Annotated in this window: 5 protein-coding genes; 2 read left to right on the forward strand and 3 right to left on the reverse strand. The window is 71.6% G+C overall.

The window, feature by feature from the left end; translation table 11 throughout:
• The first annotated feature begins 285 nt into the window (after positions 1-285).
• Positions 286-735 carry a GNAT family N-acetyltransferase gene (locus ABZ281_RS44690; protein ID WP_356664034.1) on the forward strand — a complete coding sequence of 150 codons (450 nt, stop codon included), beginning with the start codon at positions 286-288 and terminating at the stop codon, positions 733-735.
• A 48-nt stretch (positions 736-783) separates the two neighbouring features.
• Here ABZ281_RS44690 and ABZ281_RS44695 read toward each other — a convergent pair whose 3' ends face one another.
• The gene (locus ABZ281_RS44695; RefSeq protein ID WP_356664036.1) at positions 784-918 is read right to left on the reverse strand and encodes a hypothetical protein; all 135 of its coding nucleotides are present in this window, start codon (positions 916-918) and stop codon (positions 784-786) included.
• 139 nt (positions 919-1,057) lie between these two features.
• Here ABZ281_RS44695 and ABZ281_RS44700 point away from each other — a divergent pair, with 139 nt between their 5' ends.
• Positions 1,058-1,690 carry a class I SAM-dependent methyltransferase gene (locus ABZ281_RS44700; protein ID WP_356664038.1) on the forward strand — a complete coding sequence of 211 codons (633 nt, stop codon included), beginning with the start codon at positions 1,058-1,060 and terminating at the stop codon, positions 1,688-1,690.
• Here the strand turns inward: ABZ281_RS44700 and ABZ281_RS44705 are convergent.
• Both ABZ281_RS44705 and ABZ281_RS44710 read right to left on the reverse strand, forming a co-directional pair.
• Entirely contained in the window at positions 1,649-2,149 is a 501-nt protein-coding gene (locus tag ABZ281_RS44705) for a DUF402 domain-containing protein (protein ID WP_356664040.1), read from the reverse strand. The two genes, ABZ281_RS44700 and ABZ281_RS44705, sit on opposite strands and share 42 nt — an antisense overlap.
• On the reverse strand, positions 2,130-2,860 hold a 731-nt coding region (locus tag ABZ281_RS44710; RefSeq protein ID WP_356664042.1), incomplete at its 5' end, for a GNAT family N-acetyltransferase. The genes ABZ281_RS44710 and ABZ281_RS44705, both read right to left, overlap by 20 nt.

Genomic DNA, 2,860 nt, shown 5'->3' on the forward strand with positions numbered 1-2,860 from the left:
GCCCATCGAACCGTGCGCGGCGGCCGGGGCCGCCGTCAGTGCGGTCAGGGCGAGCGGGAGGCTGCCGAGGGCTGCGACGGTGGTCACCTGGCGGCGTGCGGACATGCGGGAACTCCTCGAACGGTTCATGGGACAGGTCCGGGTCCGGGTGGGCCGGACCCCGTGGGGTGGTCCGAAGCTAGCCCCTGAGAACCACGAAATCGCCTGCTGAGAGCGGGCGGAGGAGATCCTTATGGCCCGCTTAAGGGAGTGTTCGGGCTGGCATCAGGTAGGTACCGTCGCGGCATGGCAGACGAGGAGATCCGGCCGGCCGGCGCCGCCGACGTACCGGTCGTCGCGGACGTGATCGACGCGGCTTTCCGCCCCTGCATCGAGCGCATCGGGCGGGTGCCGCGGCCCATGGAGGAGGACCACGCGGCGAACGTGGCCGCGGGCAAGGTGTTCGTGACGGGCGAACCGGTGACCGGGCTCGTCGTGGTCGAGGCGCTCGCGGACCATCTCTTCCTCGACACCATCGCCGTCCACCCCTCCGCGCACGGCGGGGGAATGGGACGGCGGCTGCTGCGGTTCGTGGACGCACACGCGCGTGCGCTGGGCCTGCCCGAGGTCAGGCTCTACACGAACGCGCTGATGTGGGAGAACCAGAAGATCTATCCGAGATGCGGCTACGAACTGGTGGAACGCCGCGTGGACGCTCCCTACGACCGCGTGCACTACCGCAAGCGGCTGCTCTGACACCCGCGGGCGGCTGCTGCTGTGCGTCTCATGACCGGCACCGGCCGCTCAGGCGTCCGGCCACCAGGTGCGCGCGATGTCCTTGCGGACCTCCGGGCGCCCCGCGGGGCGCTCGTCGGCCTCTTCGCGGACCCGGCGGACGTCCGTCTTCTTCAGGGGCTTCTGCACGATCACACGGCGCATGGCTGCCTCCTTGAGGGTCTACCGGGTTCCGCGTTCTCACGGAGGTAGACCTTTCGGGGGAGAGTTACTCATCGCTCCTGGTCTGTCAGTGGCGGCAGTCACGATTCGAGTGTCAGTGGTGGGTGTCACTCTTGGGCGCATGACGAACGTGGACTGGGACGCCGAGGCCGCCTCCTTCGACGAGGAAACGGACCACGGCCTGCGCGACCCCGAGGTGCGCCGCGCCTGGGCCGGACGGCTGCGCGACTGGCTGCCCGGACGGGCGGGAGACGTCCTCGATCTCGGCTGCGGCACCGGCAGTCTGTCACTCCTCGCATCCGAGCAGGGGCACCGGGTGACGGGTGTGGACCTCTCGCCGGCCATGGTGGCGCTCGCCCGGGAGAAGCTCGCCGGGCGCGACGCGGTGTTCCTCGTCGGTGACGCGGCGGCACCGCCGGTCGGGGAAGAGCGCTTCGACGCCGTGCTCGTCCGGCACGTGCTGTGGACCCTGCCCGACCCCGGCCGCGCCCTGCGGCACTGGCGCGGGCTGCTGCGGCCGGAAGGCAGGCTCGTGCTGGTCGAGGGCGTGTGGGGCCGTATCGAGCCGGTCGGCATACCGGCCGAGCGGCTCACCGGCCTGCTCGCCCAGGTCGCCGGACAGGTGCGTGTGGAGCGGCTCTCGGACGACCCGCTGCTGTGGGGTGGGGAGGTGACGGACGAGCGGTACGCGGTGGTCGCCGAGGTCCGCCCGTCAGGCCAGGAGTGCGGTGAGCCCGCCGCCCCGGGCCAGTGACTCCAGTTGGTCGAGCGCGTCCAGGGCGGCCCGCGCCGCCTCCGGGTCCGACTCGCCGAGGCCGCTCTCGGCGAACTCGTCCTCGTCCAGGCGCCGTACGTCCGTGCCGTCCGCGGAGCGCCACAGGTCCAGGTCGAGATCCTCCACGACCAGCTCCGCACCGGAGCGCCGCGCCGGGCGGGTGACGTCGCAGTACCAGCCCTTCAGCGCGCCCGAGGCGGAGCGGACCTCCTTCACCGCGTACCAGCGGTCGCGCCAGTAGTACTCCGTGAAGACGTCCCCGGGCTCGAAGCGCACGAACCCGAAGTCGCGGACGCCGGAGCCCGCCCAGGGTGCGCGGACCGCGAGGCGTGTGCCGTCGTCCGCCAGCAGCTCGCCCGTGTAACGGATCTTCGTACGGCCCGCCTTGACGAGCACGACCTCCAGCTGCGGCGGCCGGTCAGCCGAGTTCGCGGACATAGCGCACCTCCTTCGCACAGATCTCGTAGCCGAACCACTTGTTGATGGCGATCATCGGCTCGTTGCCGGTGTCGTTTCCGGTGAACGCCTCCGTGCATCCCGCCGCGCGGGCGCGGTGCAGGGAATCGTTCTTGGCGAGCTTCGCCAGGCCCCGGCCGCGGAATTCCCGGGCGGTGCCCGTCATGGCGGTGGCGTAGCGGGAGTCGCCGTCGGTGTACGCCACGCTGAACGCGGCGGGGCGGCCGTCGACGACCGCGACCGTGGTCAGGTCGCGGTTCAGGAGCGGGTGCTTCCAGTGCTCCTCGATCCAGGCCTCGTAGTCGGTGAACTCGACGTCGATGTCGCTCGGTTCGTCCGACGACGTCGCCGCGTCCAGGTCGAACATCGGGCGCGGGTCGTCCGCGAAGTCGGTGGCCGTGCGCAGCTCGACGCCCGCCGGGAGGTCCTCGCGGGGCGGCAGGGTGCCGGCGGCCAGGTCCAGGCGCAGGAACCAGGCGGAACGGCTGGCCCGGAAGCCGTGCCGCTCGGCGAAGGCCCGGTTGTCCGGCTCGTCCAGCACCCAGGTGAACAGCTTCGTGACGCCCAGGCACCCCAGACGCTCCTCGGCGGTGCGCAGCAGGAGCGAACCGGCGCCGCGGTTCCTGTGGCCGGGACGCACATAGATGTTGGCGGAGCCCTGTCCGGGGTCCGGGCTTTCGTGGGCGACATGGA

Origin of the sequence: Streptomyces sp. NPDC006265 (assembly GCF_040613555.1) — a bacterium.
In the GTDB taxonomy this organism is placed as follows: domain Bacteria; phylum Actinomycetota; class Actinomycetes; order Streptomycetales; family Streptomycetaceae; genus Streptomyces.